19 protein-coding genes are annotated in these 14,560 nt (G+C 44.0%); 10 read left to right on the top strand and 9 right to left on the bottom strand.

The window, feature by feature from the left end; all coding sequences use genetic code 11:
• Positions 1–70: 70 nt before the first annotated feature.
• A complete protein-coding gene (locus LZG73_RS23320; protein WP_233855000.1) occupies positions 71–667 on the top strand; it encodes a hypothetical protein in 597 nt (198 codons plus the stop codon).
• A 2-nt stretch (positions 668–669) separates the two neighbouring features.
• On the opposite strand, the gene LZG73_RS23315 is transcribed toward LZG73_RS23320, so the two are convergent.
• The 4 genes from LZG73_RS23315 to LZG73_RS23300 all read right to left on the bottom strand — a co-directional run bounded on the left by LZG73_RS23315 (position 670) and on the right by LZG73_RS23300 (position 2,931).
• Positions 670–1,095 carry a hypothetical protein gene (locus tag LZG73_RS23315; RefSeq protein WP_233854999.1) on the bottom strand — a complete coding sequence of 142 codons (426 nt, stop codon included), beginning with the start codon at positions 1,093–1,095 and terminating at the stop codon, positions 670–672.
• Positions 1,096–1,102: 7 nt separating this feature from the next.
• Positions 1,103–1,591, bottom strand: coding sequence for a Panacea domain-containing protein (locus tag LZG73_RS23310; protein ID WP_233854997.1), 489 nt, complete (start codon positions 1,589–1,591; stop codon positions 1,103–1,105).
• 136 nt (positions 1,592–1,727) lie between these two features.
• Positions 1,728–2,639, bottom strand: a complete 912-nt coding sequence (locus LZG73_RS23305; protein WP_233854995.1) for a hypothetical protein — start codon at positions 2,637–2,639, stop codon at positions 1,728–1,730.
• Positions 2,617–2,931 (bottom strand): hypothetical protein, encoded by a 315-nt coding sequence (locus tag LZG73_RS23300; protein WP_233854993.1) that lies wholly within the window; start codon positions 2,929–2,931, stop codon positions 2,617–2,619. The genes LZG73_RS23305 and LZG73_RS23300 overlap by 23 nt, the downstream gene beginning before the upstream one ends.
• 110 nt (positions 2,932–3,041) lie before the next feature.
• Here LZG73_RS23300 and rpmH point away from each other — a divergent pair, with 110 nt between their 5' ends.
• The 5 genes from rpmH (at position 3,042) to LZG73_RS23275 (ending at position 6,739) form a co-directional block, all read left to right on the top strand.
• The gene (gene rpmH, locus LZG73_RS23295) at positions 3,042–3,200 is read left to right on the top strand and encodes a 50S ribosomal protein L34 (protein ID WP_015813300.1); all 159 of its coding nucleotides are present in this window, start codon (positions 3,042–3,044) and stop codon (positions 3,198–3,200) included.
• Between the two features lie 92 nt (positions 3,201–3,292).
• Positions 3,293–3,697 carry a ribonuclease P protein component gene (locus tag LZG73_RS23290; protein ID WP_233854991.1) on the top strand — a complete coding sequence of 135 codons (405 nt, stop codon included), beginning with the start codon at positions 3,293–3,295 and terminating at the stop codon, positions 3,695–3,697.
• A gap of 18 nt (positions 3,698–3,715) precedes the next feature.
• A complete protein-coding gene (locus tag LZG73_RS23285; RefSeq protein WP_233854989.1) occupies positions 3,716–5,368 on the top strand; it encodes a S41 family peptidase in 1,653 nt (550 codons plus the stop codon).
• Between the two features lie 63 nt (positions 5,369–5,431).
• Complete coding sequence (tsaB, locus tag LZG73_RS23280) at positions 5,432–6,124, top strand: tRNA (adenosine(37)-N6)-threonylcarbamoyltransferase complex dimerization subunit type 1 TsaB (protein WP_233854987.1); 693 nt, start codon at positions 5,432–5,434, stop codon at positions 6,122–6,124.
• A 78-nt stretch (positions 6,125–6,202) separates the two neighbouring features.
• Positions 6,203–6,739 (top strand): DUF2480 family protein, encoded by a 537-nt coding sequence (locus tag LZG73_RS23275; RefSeq protein WP_233854985.1) that lies wholly within the window; start codon positions 6,203–6,205, stop codon positions 6,737–6,739.
• On the opposite strand, the gene LZG73_RS23270 is transcribed toward LZG73_RS23275, so the two are convergent.
• The 4 genes from LZG73_RS23270 to LZG73_RS23255 are packed head-to-tail and all read right to left on the bottom strand — an operon-like array spanning position 6,697 to position 10,157.
• Positions 6,697–7,326: a ribonuclease HII gene (locus LZG73_RS23270; protein ID WP_233854984.1), complete on the bottom strand. Its 630-nt coding sequence runs from the start codon at positions 7,324–7,326 to the stop codon at positions 6,697–6,699. The two genes, LZG73_RS23275 and LZG73_RS23270, sit on opposite strands and share 43 nt — an antisense overlap.
• Complete coding sequence (locus LZG73_RS23265) at positions 7,326–8,345, bottom strand: VWA domain-containing protein (protein ID WP_233854982.1); 1,020 nt, start codon at positions 8,343–8,345, stop codon at positions 7,326–7,328. The genes LZG73_RS23270 and LZG73_RS23265 overlap by 1 nt, the downstream gene beginning before the upstream one ends.
• A gap of 8 nt (positions 8,346–8,353) precedes the next feature.
• A complete protein-coding gene (locus LZG73_RS23260) occupies positions 8,354–9,268 on the bottom strand; it encodes a hypothetical protein (protein ID WP_233854980.1) in 915 nt (304 codons plus the stop codon).
• A 7-nt stretch (positions 9,269–9,275) separates the two neighbouring features.
• A complete protein-coding gene (locus LZG73_RS23255; protein ID WP_233854978.1) occupies positions 9,276–10,157 on the bottom strand; it encodes a DUF58 domain-containing protein in 882 nt (293 codons plus the stop codon).
• Between the two features lie 69 nt (positions 10,158–10,226).
• On the opposite strand from LZG73_RS23255, the gene LZG73_RS23250 reads away from it, so the two are divergent.
• Together LZG73_RS23250 and LZG73_RS23245 are read left to right on the top strand one after the other, a co-directional pair.
• Positions 10,227–10,601 (top strand): DUF4296 domain-containing protein, encoded by a 375-nt coding sequence (locus LZG73_RS23250; RefSeq protein ID WP_233854976.1) that lies wholly within the window; start codon positions 10,227–10,229, stop codon positions 10,599–10,601.
• 33 nt (positions 10,602–10,634) lie between these two features.
• Positions 10,635–11,384: a polyprenol monophosphomannose synthase gene (locus LZG73_RS23245; RefSeq protein WP_233854974.1), complete on the top strand. Its 750-nt coding sequence runs from the start codon at positions 10,635–10,637 to the stop codon at positions 11,382–11,384.
• Here the strand turns inward: LZG73_RS23245 and LZG73_RS23240 are convergent.
• On the bottom strand, positions 11,347–12,555 hold the full coding sequence (locus LZG73_RS23240; RefSeq protein ID WP_233854973.1) for a M20 family metallopeptidase: 1,209 nt from the start codon (positions 12,553–12,555) through the stop codon (positions 11,347–11,349). The genes LZG73_RS23245 and LZG73_RS23240 overlap by 38 nt on opposite strands.
• Positions 12,556–12,719: 164 nt before the next feature.
• Between LZG73_RS23240 and LZG73_RS23235 the strand changes: the two genes are divergently transcribed.
• A complete protein-coding gene (locus LZG73_RS23235; RefSeq protein WP_233854972.1) occupies positions 12,720–13,601 on the top strand; it encodes a class I SAM-dependent methyltransferase in 882 nt (293 codons plus the stop codon).
• A gap of 19 nt (positions 13,602–13,620) precedes the next feature.
• On the top strand, positions 13,621–14,556 hold the full coding sequence (locus LZG73_RS23230; protein WP_233854971.1) for a hypothetical protein: 936 nt from the start codon (positions 13,621–13,623) through the stop codon (positions 14,554–14,556).
• Positions 14,557–14,560 lie beyond the last annotated feature (4 nt).

Raw genomic sequence — 14,560 nt, 5'->3', positions numbered from 1 at the left:
TAACTTAATATGGCTTAGAGCGGGTGGAACAAGGTTTTTACTTTACTGATATAACACGAATGACCAGAAAATGGAAGAGAACCCGAACAAAGGAAATATTTTCAAGTATATCGCTTACGTGCTGATAGCAGCCGCAGTCATTGGATTTGCCATTTATTTTCTAACGCCTAAACAACTTGACCCGGCGGCTGAAAAAAACATGCAGCTCTTTATCGAGAACAAACTCGACGACATTGACCAAAAATTAAAGGAGGGCCTGACCAATCAGGACATTGCTACGAGATTATCGTGGCACAAATCAAACACTGCACTTTACAAGGAAGTGAAAAGCAGTAAGGACAAGACGATCAAGCCGCAGGCCGATTTGTTGGGTAAAAAGATCTTATCGGTTCAGGCAAAGGAGTTTCCTGATTTGAGAAAGGCCTACGCAGCATCTAAAAAAGAAGTGCTTGCTCAGCAAAAAATTGACATTGCGACATCCGGGCCGAAGCATGACACGCTGACTTTTGTGGGCGAACTGTTCGCTTCTGAAAAAAGCAAAGATGCCTTTTTAAACAACATTAAGCCGATTATTCAGGATTTGCGTTTTAAGAAAGTTGTTTACAAATGGTCGGATAAGGACTTTTCAGAACACAAGGTCAGAGCGAATAAGGACGACGAAATTTAAACTTATTCAACCGGCGGGCTGTCTTTATCGGGCGTGTTCGGGAAGAGATATTTTGTTACAACCAGGAAGAATGTGGTGATATTAACCGTTGCAGTGGTGATTAATGCAATAAGCACTGCATCGGAAAGATGGAATTTGAAACTGATGTATTTGACACCTGTACGCAGCAATGGATCGAGAAAGTTGTAGCAATAAATTTCTCCCAGACCATTTAACCACACAAGCATAATCACCATCACCAGCCAGACCGAAACCATCCAGAAAATGTATTCGGCATATTTTTTCCGTTCCCGAATGTTTTGGGACAAGCCTTCCAGACTTACCTGCTGAAGCAGTGTAAGAAAGGTTTTTTCACTAACATCTTGTTCTGTAGATTCCGGCGATGCAGCAGTTACCCAATTGCGTAAGGTGTTCCTGTCAACTGACATGTGTGGCTCAGACAGCCGGGATTGGGGATTTGATTTGCTGCTCAAAATAATTCCTAATCAAGTTATCGTCAATTACTCCGTTCTCGCCAATCTGCTTGTAAGTAATATCCCACGGAGAATTCGTTGAATGTGACCAGTTTGACAATGTTATGGCATCAACGTCTTTTGTAATTTCCCAAGTATTATTGATCGCTTCAAGGGCCGAGGGAGAGAGTTCTGAAAAATTGGCCAGCGGCTGGAAATTAACTGTAATGGAAGTTTTTTCTAAAATCGGTGAGTTCCCCCACTTTTTGTATAGCTGATAAATCGTCGGCACAACCGGCCCAAACCGCCACGCCAGAAATTTTTCCCTGATCAATGGATTTCCATGATTCAATGCCAAATGAAGTCCATGCGCGAAAAAGACCATTTTCTGCAACTTCATTTGCGTAACAGGGTTACTTTCCTTTATGCCAAGGTTAACAAATTGCCCGGCTATCAAAACAGACGAATACATAGTGAATGTGTGAGATTGTTAAAATCATACTGAATATATGCAATGTACACAGTATCAGCACAAATCAACGTACACAACCTTAAAAAAGTTTAACGAAATAAGGCAACAGGCTCCGAAAAGCCTGTTTTATATGCCTTTATAAAAATTGCAGGAACGATGTGCCGAATTTAAGTGTGATCATGCCGCCATATTCCGCCCTGTTAAAGCTGTCCATGCCCTTTGTCCTGATGCTCAGAAATGGTGAAATCCCTATTTTGACATTCGGACTGTCGGTTACGGACGGATAAAAGAAGATCCAGGTTTCAAGTCGCAGTCGGTTTAGATCACCAAACGGACCATTGTCGCCAATGTTTCCCGTAAAATCATAATAAACGGTTGGCGAATAACTGAAATTTCCTTTCCCCGGATAAATCTGCAATGAAAATGCCGGAGAAAATATAGGCTGCACGCTCGGCGGATCGACAATGAGGTCCGACACAGTCACAAATCCTCCGGTGTTTGCCGCATTCAGAACGCTGACTTCCGACGATGCCTGCCAGTCATAAGCGTAGCGCAGGCGAAATTGCGGTGAATACTGCGCCGCACCCGATTGTCCTTTGGTAAAAAACCCTGTGTATTTTATCTCAAAAGCATACGAATCTTCTCCATTGCTTGCCTCAACGGCCGCATTGCCACTCGGAAAATATGTGAACTTGGCATGTCCATATTCAAACTGGCCGGTGAATGAATGTCTGGAAATATTTCCCGAAGCCTGCGTATTATCTTTTGTAAACTGCGCCGCCAGCACACTTTTCCACGTCGAGGTGAAGCGGTCAATTTGCAACACGTTTTCGGCCTCATTGGTCAAAGGCATCCGGATGACGGGCCTTATGGTAAAAGTTTTTCCTTGCTCAACTTTTTCCCAACTCATTTCCGGCCCCGCTTCAATTAATCCTTCCTTAATAGAAGTGGTGGCATTGACATAAGGGGCAAGTTTAAATTTGGCTTCCTGCGCCAGCGTAACCAACGGACACAGGAGCAGCACGCTACAAAAGTATATCTGTCTCATAGTAACCGTCGTGTAACTTTAATGTTAAGCTTTGATCTTCGGCCGTTCCGGGCAAGTCTATTCCAAGGTTGAAAGATGCATTTCCGATTCCTACAACCCGCACCTTTATACGAACCTGTGCAAGGGAAATGGTGCCGTTCCATGCGCGCTTTTCGGTTCCGTCGGACTGGATAACCTTTACGCCGTTTACAAATGCATAAAATAATGTGATTCCTCCGCTGACCGGCTCGAGCGTAAGTGTGAAGTCCCTGGTGGCGTCCAGGGCGAGTGAGAGTGCCTTTTTCCTTGCCATTAAATTTTAGTTTTTGATGAAATGTTTACTAATATAAATTTTTTCTCTTACCTTTGCAAGCCCAATTTAAGGGTAGACAGAGATTTATAGCGCAATAATTTGATAATGAGATGAAACGTACCTTTCAACCATCGAATCGCAAGAGGAGAAACAAACACGGTTTCCGTGAAAGAATGTCCACTGCAAATGGGCGTAAAGTAGTAGCAGGCCGTCGCAAGAAAGGCCGTTGGAAATTGACAGTATCGGACGAAAAGCGTCATAAGCAATAACCGAGGTTTGAAAGTTTACGTAGAGGACGTTAATTCATAGTCTGCTAAGTTCGAAATTATCAAACTTAGCAGACCATTTTTTCTACAAGAACTTGAAAAAAACATTTGGTAAAAATGAACGCTTATGCAGCCCCCGATTAATCGGACGGCTTTTTCAAAGAGGTAGCACGGAGGTCCACACGTTCTACCTTTTTCCTTTTAGGGTGCTCTATATTATAGAAAAAGAGTCGCCTCCTCCCCTCCCGCAAGTCCTTTTTTCTGTTTCCAAAAAATCTTTCAAACGCGCTGTCGACCGAAATCTCATTCGTCGCCGCTGCCGTGAAGCTTACCGTTTGAACAAGGAATCACTGCTCGCATTATCCACGGAATCAAGACCTTCCTACATTGCTTTTTTGTATCTTGCAAAAGAAATAACATCTTATGACGTTATTGAACCGGCTATGAAGCAATCGCTCAAAAGACTCGAAAAGTTGCCCCGCGCCGTTCCAAAGAACTAATCTAATTCCTGAATATAGATGAAAAAATACCTTCGCTCCCTCTGGCTGGCCATTCCGGTTGTTGCAGGGCTCGCCTTCATTTCTTTCAAGCAAGATGACCGTATATTCGAAATTGCGCGCAATCTGGATATCTATGCCACATTGTTCAAAGAGTTGAACGCTTATTATGTTGATGAAATCAATCCTAACCAACTCATTAAGACCAGCATAGACAATATGCTGCGCTCGCTGGACCCTTACACGGTGTATTATGCCGAGGATGACATTGAGGATTACATGACCATGACCACAGGCAAATACAATGGCATCGGCGCGATTATCAGTTCGGCAGAAGGCAAGCACACAGTGATGATGGTTTATGAAGATACGCCAGCACAAAAGGCCGGATTGCAACTGGGTGATGAAATCATCAAAATCAACGGCATTGATGTTTCAACCCGCGAAGATTTTGACACGGGGAAATTGCTGAAAGGTCAAACCCAGTCTAATGTTACTTTAACATTGAAGCGTTATGGCGCAACGAAGCCGCTCGAAGTTTCCCTAAACCGCGACATTGTAAAGGTGACCAATGTGCCTTATTATGGCATGATCAGCGAAGATGTGGGCTACATTGATCTGAAAGATTTCACCGCAACTGCTTCCCGCGAAGTGCGCAATGCATTTCAGGAATTGAAGGGAAAAGGCATGAAATCCGTTGTGCTCGACTTGCGTGATAACCCGGGCGGCTTGCTGAATATGGCGATTGAAATTTCCAATATTTTCATTGCCAAAGGCGAAGAAATCGTTTCTACAAAGGGCAAAGTAAGCGAGTGGAATAAAACTTACACGGCTTATAATCCAGCATTGGACACTGAAATCCCTGTTGTGGTGCTGACTAACAACCGCAGCGCTTCGGCAGCAGAAATCGTTTCAGGTGTTATTCAGGATTATGATCGTGGCGTTTTGATCGGGCAGCGCACTTATGGAAAAGGACTTGTGCAAACGACGCGTGATTTGTCATTCAATACAAAAATGAAAATCACAACCGCCAAATATTACATTCCAAGCGGACGATGCATTCAGGCCATCGATTACAGCCATAGGAATGATGATGGCAGCGTCGGTAAAATTGCGGATTCGTTAATGACTGAATTCAAAACAAAAAACGGCCGTTCCGTTTTCGATGGCGGTGGGATTTTACCTGATATTTTGACAGAAAAAGAGACTTACTCGCCTTTGGCAACTTCATTGGGCCGTAACCGTCTTTTCTTCGATTATGCCGTAAAATTTCACTTTGAGCATCCAACTGTTAAGCCCGCAAAAGAATTCAGTCTTTCGGATGCCGATTATACAGCATTTACCAAATGGCTCGGTGACAAAGAATACGATTATACCACACAAGTTGAGCGCGATTTGAATGATCTGGAAGCTTCTGCTAAGAAAGAGAAATCGTTGGAAGTCATTGAAGATCAGCTTAAAGCATTGAAATCAAAACTTTCGCACAGCAAGGATAATGACTTGCAGATTTTCAAACCGGAAATTAAAAAGATCCTGGAAGAAGAAATTATCAAGCATTACTATCTGGAAAAAGGTTTGAGAGAAGCTTCATTTAAAGAAGATCCTGAAGTAAAAGCGGCGCTGGCATTGTTTAAAGAGCCGGCTCGTTACAATGACCTTTTGAAAAAGAAATAACCGCGGCTACACTCAGTTTGACACTTGTTCGGGTAACTTTCGTTTGCTCTTTTGCCCTTTTACATGCTCCTACTTAGTATCGACACTTCCATTCGCGGCTGCTCAGTTGCAGTTCACGAGAATGCCGTTTTACTCGCCAGCGCCGATCTTCACACAGATCGGTCGTCGTCGTCCATGTTAACAACATTGATGGAAAGCGCTGTTAAGCACGCAGGATTTACATTAAATGATCTAGACGCCATTGCGGTGGCGAAGGGCCCCGGCTCTTACACGGGCTTGCGCGTGGGCGTTTCATCCGCAAAAGGACTTTGCTATGCATTGGACAAGCCAATAATTGCAATTAATACATTGGAAGCGATGACTTTGCAGCTGAATGCGTTCTATCCGGGACATTTGCTGTGCCCTATGATCGATGCGCGGAGGATGGAAGTTTATGCAGCTGTGTTTGACTCGACGAACAATTTCGTACAAGAGACACAAGCCATTATAATGAATGAACATTCATTTCAAGATTTGCTAGCAGATCACAAGATTGTTTTCTTCGGTGATGGCGCTGCAAAGTGTGAAAAGTTACTTGGAAGTCATCCAAATGCCGTTTTTCCAGAAAGAGAAATTCGTCCTTCGGCTGTGACAATTGGCGAACTGGCTGTTAAGGCTTTTGAAAATGCACATTTCGAAGATGTGGCCACATTTGAGCCATATTATTTGAAAGATTTCATGTCGCCGCCTCCGAAAAAAGCGAGCTCTCTGGCTTAACACAATCCATTTTCTAGTAAGGCAAATAAACAATCTGCGCCTTTTCTGTGTTAGTATTTGAAGTAAAGCAAGACAAAAATGGAAACTGAAGAAATTGTAAACCGGGTCGCTGTCAGCGGCATTGTATCATTGGATCTCGAAGAGCTTTATCATCCCGGCGAGCGCGTTTTGTACGATATCAAAGACAATTTGTGGCAGGGAATGATCCTGAAAGAAAAGGATTTCAGAGAATTCCTGAAAGCGCATGACTGGGCACAATATCAAGGCAAAAATGTTGCGATCATTTGTTCAGAAGACGCAATCGTGCCAACTTGGGCATATATGCTCTTGGCCGTGCAATTGGAGCCATATGCCAATGCAATAGTTTTCGGAGATCTAAATGCATTGGAAGACAAACTGTTTGCCGACGGCATTCAAAAGTTGAATCTCAGCGAATTCGAAGGCAAAAGAGTAGTTGTAAAAGGATGCAGCAAAGTTACAGTTCCTGTTTCAGCTTACGTTGAGATCAGCAGATTACTCAAACCAATCGTTCAAAGCCTGATGTTTGGCGAGCCTTGCAGCACTGTTCCGCTTTATAAAAAACCCAAATCTTCCATTTCTTCTTCCATTGCCTGATCGCAATCGGCTTTCAGTAATTTGAATGTCATGCGGTGATATGGGCATGGACCATGCTGCCCAATGGCTTTACGGTGGTGGATTGTTGGATAGCCTACATTTGTTTCCCAGCCATAATGCGGAAATTGTCCTGAAAGTCTGGACATTAATTCATCCCGGTAATTTTTTGCCAAAACCGAAGCTGCTGCAATTGAAAAGTAATGTGCATCGCCCTTGATGATGCATGTGTGCGGGATCATGGGGTAAGGCGTAAAACGATTGCCGTCGACCAACAAATGCTCGGGTTTCATTCTTAGCTTATCCACTGCCCGGTGCATTGCCAGGAAGCTGGCTTTCAGAATATTGATCCTATCAATTTCTAAATTATCCACTTCCGCAACTGCCCAGCAAACGGCTTCGCGAATAATATCCTTTTCAAGCTCCAACCGCTGCACTTTCGTAAGCTGCTTGGAATCAGTTAAATAAGAATGCTTGAAATCTCTTGGTAAAATAACGGCAGCAGCCACAACGGGACCTGCCAAACATCCACGGCCCACCTCGTCCAGTCCCGCTTCTATTGCTTCAAAATTGTAATATGCTTTTAGCATCAATCTTCCAGAATATTTGCCATAAATGTACTCTTTGTTCCAATTGCAATCAGCAGGAACAACACTGCCCAATATAAATAAATCCGGTAAAAATCGGTTACGTCGCGGGAGACAACATCCCTGGATTTGACCTTTTCGAGCAGATCTATTTGTTTGAAAACGCCTTCCAAAGCGCTGTTATCAGACGCCCGGAAATATTTTCCGTTGCCCAGACCAGCAATGTTTTTCAATTCCGTTTCATCTACTAACGCATTGGAAACCGCTGCACTATCCGTGCGCATTGATTTTTTTTGCTTTCCGACCGAAATCGTGTAAACCCTGATTCCAAACGCATGCGCCAGCTGCGCGGATGTTGCCGGCCCAAGGTTCCCGGACGTATTATCACCATCGCTGATCAGAATCGCCACTTTGCTATCACCAGGCGTCTCGCGCATCCGGTTGACTGCCACGGCAAGCGCGCTGCCAATGGCCGTTCCCGCGGTTGGCACCATAGCAGGGTCTATTTCATCCAAAAACCCAAAAAGAAGCTCATAGTCAGTTGTTAACGGACAAAGTGAAACGGCCTCTCCCGCAAAAACGATCAGTCCGATCCGGTCGTGCAGACGGCCTTTGATGAATTGTCTTGCAACAAGTTTCGCGGCTTCCAGCCGGTTCGGGCTCAAATCTTTTTCCATCATGGAATCCGAAATATCCAGCAAAAGCATAATGTCGATCCCTTCCGAATATTGATCAGTCCTTTCTGAAATGACCTGCGGACGCGCCAGTGCGACAAGGATCAAGCAAATCCCGAGTCCAACTGAAACCGGCTGAATGAACCGGAGCAATGTTTGCCAGTCACGTGTGCCGCGGACAGCGTTATATGTGATCACCAGGCGCTGCTTATGCTTCCTGTGCAATGCATTTCGCAGCCAAAAAAGGATTGGAACAAAAGGCAGCAAATACAAAAAATATGGATAAACCCATTCGTAAGACCGAAAAGTCTCCAAACCAAACCATTCCAATGAAAACCATTTTTCCATAGTGCAGATTATGCGATTGGGCTGTCCAGGATAAATCTTCTTTTGTTTCGGTAAATGCGGGTTGCGCCATTTTTCAAGACTTCGAGGGATTCGGCCATATTTTTGGAAATAACCTGTCCGTAAATGATGCTATCCATGTTTTTCAGCGCCTCTGCCAGCGCTTCGTCGGGCATGTTATCAACGATTTCGCGGGTTGTGTAGGTCGCAAATGGTTTTTTTTCCAGCCTTTCCAAATAATTTTTCCAAACGATAATGGCTTTTTCCGCATCCTTAATGTTATTCCGGTCGCGTGCATTCCGCATAAGACGGTTAAACGACCGCAAATATTCCAGATGCCTCCGCTGCAATTTGATAAGTTGCCATTGTTTGTAAATATCTTGTCCAAAAACCCAATAAATGCTGCCCACAACGCCCACAATCAATGCAATGCTTCCTAATAAGATGGAAAAATTGAATTCGCTGCTTAATGGCAACAAGCTGGTTTCCGGTGTCAGACTTGCCTTGTTTGTTGCTTCAATGACATTGCTTTTGATTAAAAAAACAGAATCGGGTTGGGCAAAAACGGCCGTGCAATCTTTTTTGTGGAAAACGTAAACGGGCATTCTAAGCGCCTGATTTTCTGCAACATCAAACGAAATGAGCTGATATACAGCGCTGTCCAAGCTGCCCCGCTCGTCTGTGCTGGATGCAAATGATCTTTTGGAAATGATTTCGAAAGGCGAAAAATCAAACAATGTGTCGGGAAAAAAAATCTCCGTTTTAGGATTATGACGCACGCTGAGAGAAAAATAAACCGGCTTTCCCACCTCAATGCTGTCCGCCAAAAAAAGACCCAATGGCTTTACTTTTTGTCCAAAACCTCCCCGTGGCAGCAGAAAGCTCAGCGCGAAAACATAAAAAAATAGAATGTTCGATTTACTCATTTTACGACTATGCACTACTTTTTGTATAACGTCTCACCTTGAATAAATGGATGAGTGCGGGCACATAATCCTCCTGTGTATTGATGGAAATGTAATCGGCGCGGTTTTGGTGACAAAGCCGTTGTAATTCTGAACTCCTTTTTGTAAACCGGCTCGCCATTTCCTCTTTGTATTGTTTGGACGAAGTGTTGACCCAAACCGTGCTTTGCTTTTCCGCATCGTAAAGTGGAATAATGCCCAGTCCGGGCAGATTCACTTCCCTCGAATCATACAAATGAATCACGATCAAATCGTGCTTACGGGCCAATGCTTTGAGGTTATGCTGGTAATTGTTATCTATAAAATCGGAAATCAGGAAAATGAGGCTTTTTCTTTTCAAAACATTCAATGTAACCAGGATCGCCTCCGCAATGTTGGTCTTGCTCGATTCCGGGACGAGTTTGTATATTTCGGAAATGACGCCATAACCATGTTTCATGCCATCGGACGGTCGGATATAGCGCTCGTTTTTATCAGAAAAACAAAGCAGACCCACTCTTGATGCTTCCTGGATTGCGGATAAGGTCAAAACGCCGCAAATCTCCTTTGCAATGTCAATTTTGAGCCTTTTTAGTTCTCCTACTTGCTGCGAAGCGCTTACATCAAGCATGAAAAAAGCTGTTTGCTCCTTGTCCTCTTTGAAGATTTTGACAAAAGTGCCGTGGCCCTTTGCCGAAGTGTTCCAGTCAATCGCGCGCACATCGTCGCCATATTGATAAAGCCGCAAGTCGTCAAATTCGAGACCTGATCCCTTGAAAACGGAGTGGAAATTGCCATAACGTTCGCTGGTTACCGCTTTCCGCATGCGAATTTCATACTTTCTTAGCTTTCCAAGGAACTGTTCAAACATTAGTTTTGCGAAAAAATTATCACCTTTGTTACCCGGCGTATCTAAACAAAGATATACATTTTGCGTTTTATGAGGTGTCCGACAATCAATTTCCCGAACGGATTAATCCATTTTCTCGTGGTCTCGTTGCTGTTTATTGGCTGCGTGGACGATGAGAAACCGCCGAAGGATACAATAAGTGAAGAACAAATGGCGACGATCCTGACGGACATTCATTTGGCCGAATCGCGGGTGAACCGTTTGCAGATGCGCTCTCTTGACTCATCGCTGATGATCTTCAACAAGCTGAAAACCGACATTTGGAAAAAGCATAAAGTTGACACAACGGCTTACCGGAAAAGTTACGATTATTACATGACGCGCCCTGAAACCATGACGCGGATCTATGAAAAAGTGAACAAGAAAATTGAGATTCGGGAGAAAACAAATAATATTAAGCTCTGAAAATCACACATTTAATTTAACCCTACCCAAGTTGTGAACAATAGTATTGTCGTAATCCCTACTTACAACGAGATTGAAAATGTTGAAGCAATTATACGGAAAGTTTTTAGCTTGAAGCAACCGTTTGATCTGCTCATTATCGATGATGGATCTCCTGACGGCACTGCCGCGGTGGTGAAAGAGCTGATGAAAGAATATCCGGGAAGTCTTCACCTGGTTGAAAGAAAAGGAAAATTGGGTTTGGGAACTGCGTATATCCATGGCTTCAAGTGGGCAATGGAACGTGGTTATGAGTTCATTTTTGAAATGGACGCCGACTTCTCGCATCCGCCCGAAGATCTCGTTCGCCTGCACCATGCGTGCGCAGTGGAAGGTCACGATGTGGCGATTGGTTCGCGTTACATTACAGGAGTGAATGTTGTTAACTGGCCCATTAACAGGGTTTTAATGTCCTATTTTGCTGGATATTATGTGCGAATGATAACAGGAATGCAAATCATGGACCCAACTGCCGGATTTATTTGCTACACCAGCAAGGTTTTGAAAACCATCAATCTGGATAATATTCGCTTCATCGGTTATGCATTTCAAATTGAAATGAAATTCAACTCCTGGAAATACGGCTTCGACATTGTGGAAGTGCCTATCATTTTCACAGACAGGACCAAAGGAGCTTCCAAAATGTCAAAAGGAATTTTTAAAGAAGCGATCCTTGGTGTGATTACATTGAAAGTTAACAGCTTTTTTAAGCGTTATATCCCTCATAGTTCAGCTCAGAAATAGCCAGCCAGGACATTAATCCCGTCGAAATTTCCAGTGCGCTTTCATCAATGTCAAATGTGGGTGTATGCACGCCGGAAATGATTCCGAGCTCTTCGTTACGCGTTCCTAATCGGTAAAAACACGAATCCACAACCTGCGAATAGAAAGCAAAATCTTCGCCAGCCATCCAAAGATCAAGGTCAATGACATTCTCGGCGCCCATGTAATTCGTGGCTGCACTTCTGACGCGTCTGGTTAGCTCAGGATGGTTTTTTAAGAAAGGATAACCATGTACAATTTCAAATTCACAGCTTCCTCCCATGGCTTCTGCGATGCCTTCGGCCATTTTTTTCATTCTTTTCAAACCATCTTCCCGCCATTCTTCGTCCATGCAACGCCATGTTCCCTGAATGGTCACTTCGTTTGGAATAACATTAGTTACGCCATCCGCGATAAACCTTCCGAACGAAAGCACCGCAGGATTGGCTGGATTTCGATTGCGGCTGATGATCTGCTGCAATGCGACAATGATATGTGATGCCATTAAAACCGGATCGACCAATTGATGCGGAGCCGCGGCGTGACCGCCTTTTCCTTTTACAGTTAAGTAAAGTTCGTCGGTGCTGGCCATGTACATGCCTTCCCGAAAACCGATTTTACCAACTGGAATGTTCGGCGCAACGTGCTGGCCGACCATACTCGCTGGTCTAGGATTTTCTAAAACACCTTCTTTGATCATTAATGAAGCCCCGCCCGGCGCTTTTTCCTCAGCAGGTTGAAAAACCAGCTTAATCGTTCCCTCAAACTCTTCTTTTAATTGATTTAAAATCCTTGCAGTTCCCAGCAGCGATGATGTGTGCACATCGTGACCGCAAGCGTGCATAACGCCTGGAACAGTTGATTTGTAAGGAACGTCATTAGCTTCCAGGATCGGAAGTGCATCCATATCAGCACGCAAACCCACCACGCGTTTCGCAGGATTTCTGCCTTTAATGATAGCGACAACGCCCGTTCCCGCAACGCCTTCTTCGGGTTGTAAACCAATGGCCGTAAGCTCGGCGGCTACATATTTGGCTGTTTTATATTCTTCAAAAGATAATTCAGGGTTGCTGTGTAAATGGCGGCGGTGCGCTATAATATCGGCTGATTGATCTTTGGCGAGGGCTTTTATTTTTTCTTGCAGCTGAGACATAATTCAATTGAAATCTATTCTGAGAGACTGTGATCCTTACAAATCATTCAAAGGTAAGAATAAATATTGTGCGCTCCTTTTGCGAAGAAGCCCATTGAGATTGAATGTTGTTCCAAAGAAAAAGGGTAATTTTGACCAGATATGTATCAATCAGCCAAGCACAAATGAATCAAAAGGAGTTTTTAGAATCGTTGGTTTGTCCGCTTACAGGAACCGCACTAACAATAGCAGAAGACGGAAAATCACTGAAAAGTGAAGACGGAACAATATATGAAGTAGGCGACACAGGCATCGTTAATATGCTCTATCCCAAAGAGTTGTTACCAGAAGATGCGCGTGAGCAATATTTGTATGATCAGGCGTTCCTTCGCTATGACAAAGGTGTTTCCTGGGTTTTTGAAACATTAAACCATTCGGACGAGGCTTCTACAAGACAATTCTTCATCGACCTAATGGAATTGAAACCCGGCATGAAAGCACTTGAGGTCGGCGCTGGAACAGGTAAAGACTCATCATTGATTTTAGACCGCGTAAGACCAGGCGGAACAGCTGTTTTGTCGGATCTTTCTCCTAATATGTTGAAACTAGCGCAGGAAAAACTTTCAACGGAAGATGTAAATGTGCATTATTTCCTTGGAAACGGTTCTTACCTGCCATTCCCAGACGATACTTTTGACGCTGTTTTCCATTTTGGAGGGATTAATACATTCTCTGAAAGAAAACGCGCTTTCGACGAGCTTACCCGCGTTGTTCGCCCAGGCGGAAAAGTGGTTGTGGGTGACGAGAGCATTGCGCCTTGGTTGAGAAACACGCCAACTTACGCTACATTACTAAAAGCCAATCCGCTTTTCCGTGCCGAAGTGCCTCTTGAAGACGTTCCTGCCAACATTGAGAATTTCAAACTGCATTATGTGTTTGGAAATGCTTTTTATGTGATGGAATACAGGGTTACTGCGAATGCTCCGGAAGTGGACATTGACCTGCCGATTCCAGGCAAGGATTTCGTGGACAACTGGCGTTTGCGCGCTGAAAAGGCGGTTGATTAATCAATAACATTATCATTACATGTGGGTTAAAAAAGGAGTTATATATAAGCCGGACGGAACATTGCCGCACAGTTTGTCGCACGCGCAGGTTCCGTTTGCATATAAGCACGAAGATTTTTTACGCATATATTTTTCGTCAAGAGACAAAGACGGCCAATCGCGCCCAACATTCATTGATGTAGATTACGACGATCCGAAAAAAATCCTTTACATCCACGACAAGCCTATTTTAGAATTGGGTGGTCCGGGCGAATATGACGAAACGGGCGCAATGCCTTCCTGGTTTGTAAACCGTCCGAATGGCGACATCTGGCTTTACTACACGGGCTGGAACCGCACCTGGAATTCATACAGACTTTCTATGGGACTCGCTGTCAGCACCGACGGCGGTTTATCATTCAAAAAAATGTTCGTAGGCCCGATCATGGACCGCAGCATTCAAAATCCGCTTTGGGCCGCACAGCCTTCGGTGATAATCGATGAGGATGGAACCTGGCGGATGTGGTATATTTCCGGCCATAAATGTGAATACATTCACGATTATCCTGAACCTTATTACAGAGGACAGTCGGCAACTAGCAAAGATGGGATTCGTTGGGAGATCAGCGACATTCCGGCATTGGACTTTGATGATTTTCTGCATGCAGTGGGCCGTCCTAGCGTTTTCAAAGAAGATGGGATTTACAAAATGTACTATTCTTATCGCCACACACGTGATTACCGCACAGATCGCAACCAAAGTTACAGACTTGGTTATGCAGAGTCTGTGGATGGCACGAATTGGGAACGGAAGGATAATTTGGTAGGAATCGCGAAGTCGGATAATCCGGAGGATTTTGATTACCAAATGATCGATTATGCTAATTTTTACCAGCATAATGGCAAGAAATATCTGCTTTACAATGGCAATGGCTTTGGCGCTGCCGGATTTGCTTATGCAGTCTGGGAAGACTAAGATC

Origin of the sequence: Dyadobacter sp. CY326 (assembly GCF_021390515.1) — a bacterium.
Classification (GTDB): domain Bacteria; phylum Bacteroidota; class Bacteroidia; order Cytophagales; family Spirosomataceae; genus Dyadobacter.
The sequence above is the reverse complement of the archived record's forward strand: the minus strand, read 5'-3'. Positions and strand labels throughout refer to the sequence as shown.

Excerpts from the sequence above, each read along its gene's own strand:
- LZG73_RS23275 (WP_233854985.1), top strand. The coding sequence starts at position 6,203 with ATGGAAACTGAAGAAATTGTAAACCGGGTCGCTGTCAGCGGCATTGTA.
- LZG73_RS23255 (WP_233854978.1), bottom strand. The coding sequence starts at position 10,157 with ATGTTTGAACAGTTCCTTGGAAAGCTAAGAAAGTATGAAATTCGCATG.
- LZG73_RS23300 (WP_233854993.1), bottom strand. The coding sequence starts at position 2,931 with ATGGCAAGGAAAAAGGCACTCTCACTCGCCCTGGACGCCACCAGGGAC.
- LZG73_RS23285 (WP_233854989.1), top strand. The coding sequence starts at position 3,716 with ATGAAAAAATACCTTCGCTCCCTCTGGCTGGCCATTCCGGTTGTTGCA.
- LZG73_RS23270 (WP_233854984.1), bottom strand. The coding sequence starts at position 7,326 with ATGCTAAAAGCATATTACAATTTTGAAGCAATAGAAGCGGGACTGGAC.
- LZG73_RS23240 (WP_233854973.1), bottom strand. The coding sequence starts at position 12,555 with ATGTCTCAGCTGCAAGAAAAAATAAAAGCCCTCGCCAAAGATCAATCA.
- LZG73_RS23265 (WP_233854982.1), bottom strand. The coding sequence starts at position 8,345 with ATGGAAAAATGGTTTTCATTGGAATGGTTTGGTTTGGAGACTTTTCGG.
- tsaB (WP_233854987.1), top strand. The coding sequence starts at position 5,432 with ATGCTCCTACTTAGTATCGACACTTCCATTCGCGGCTGCTCAGTTGCA.
- LZG73_RS23230 (WP_233854971.1), top strand. The coding sequence starts at position 13,621 with ATGTGGGTTAAAAAAGGAGTTATATATAAGCCGGACGGAACATTGCCG.
- LZG73_RS23315 (WP_233854999.1), bottom strand. The coding sequence starts at position 1,095 with ATGTCAGTTGACAGGAACACCTTACGCAATTGGGTAACTGCTGCATCG.
- LZG73_RS23250 (WP_233854976.1), top strand. The coding sequence starts at position 10,227 with ATGAGGTGTCCGACAATCAATTTCCCGAACGGATTAATCCATTTTCTC.
- LZG73_RS23305 (WP_233854995.1), bottom strand. The coding sequence starts at position 2,639 with ATGAGACAGATATACTTTTGTAGCGTGCTGCTCCTGTGTCCGTTGGTT.
- LZG73_RS23260 (WP_233854980.1), bottom strand. The coding sequence starts at position 9,268 with ATGAGTAAATCGAACATTCTATTTTTTTATGTTTTCGCGCTGAGCTTT.
- LZG73_RS23320 (WP_233855000.1), top strand. The coding sequence starts at position 71 with ATGGAAGAGAACCCGAACAAAGGAAATATTTTCAAGTATATCGCTTAC.
- LZG73_RS23310 (WP_233854997.1), bottom strand. The coding sequence starts at position 1,591 with ATGTATTCGTCTGTTTTGATAGCCGGGCAATTTGTTAACCTTGGCATA.
- rpmH (WP_015813300.1), top strand. The coding sequence starts at position 3,042 with ATGAAACGTACCTTTCAACCATCGAATCGCAAGAGGAGAAACAAACAC.
- LZG73_RS23235 (WP_233854972.1), top strand. The coding sequence starts at position 12,720 with ATGAATCAAAAGGAGTTTTTAGAATCGTTGGTTTGTCCGCTTACAGGA.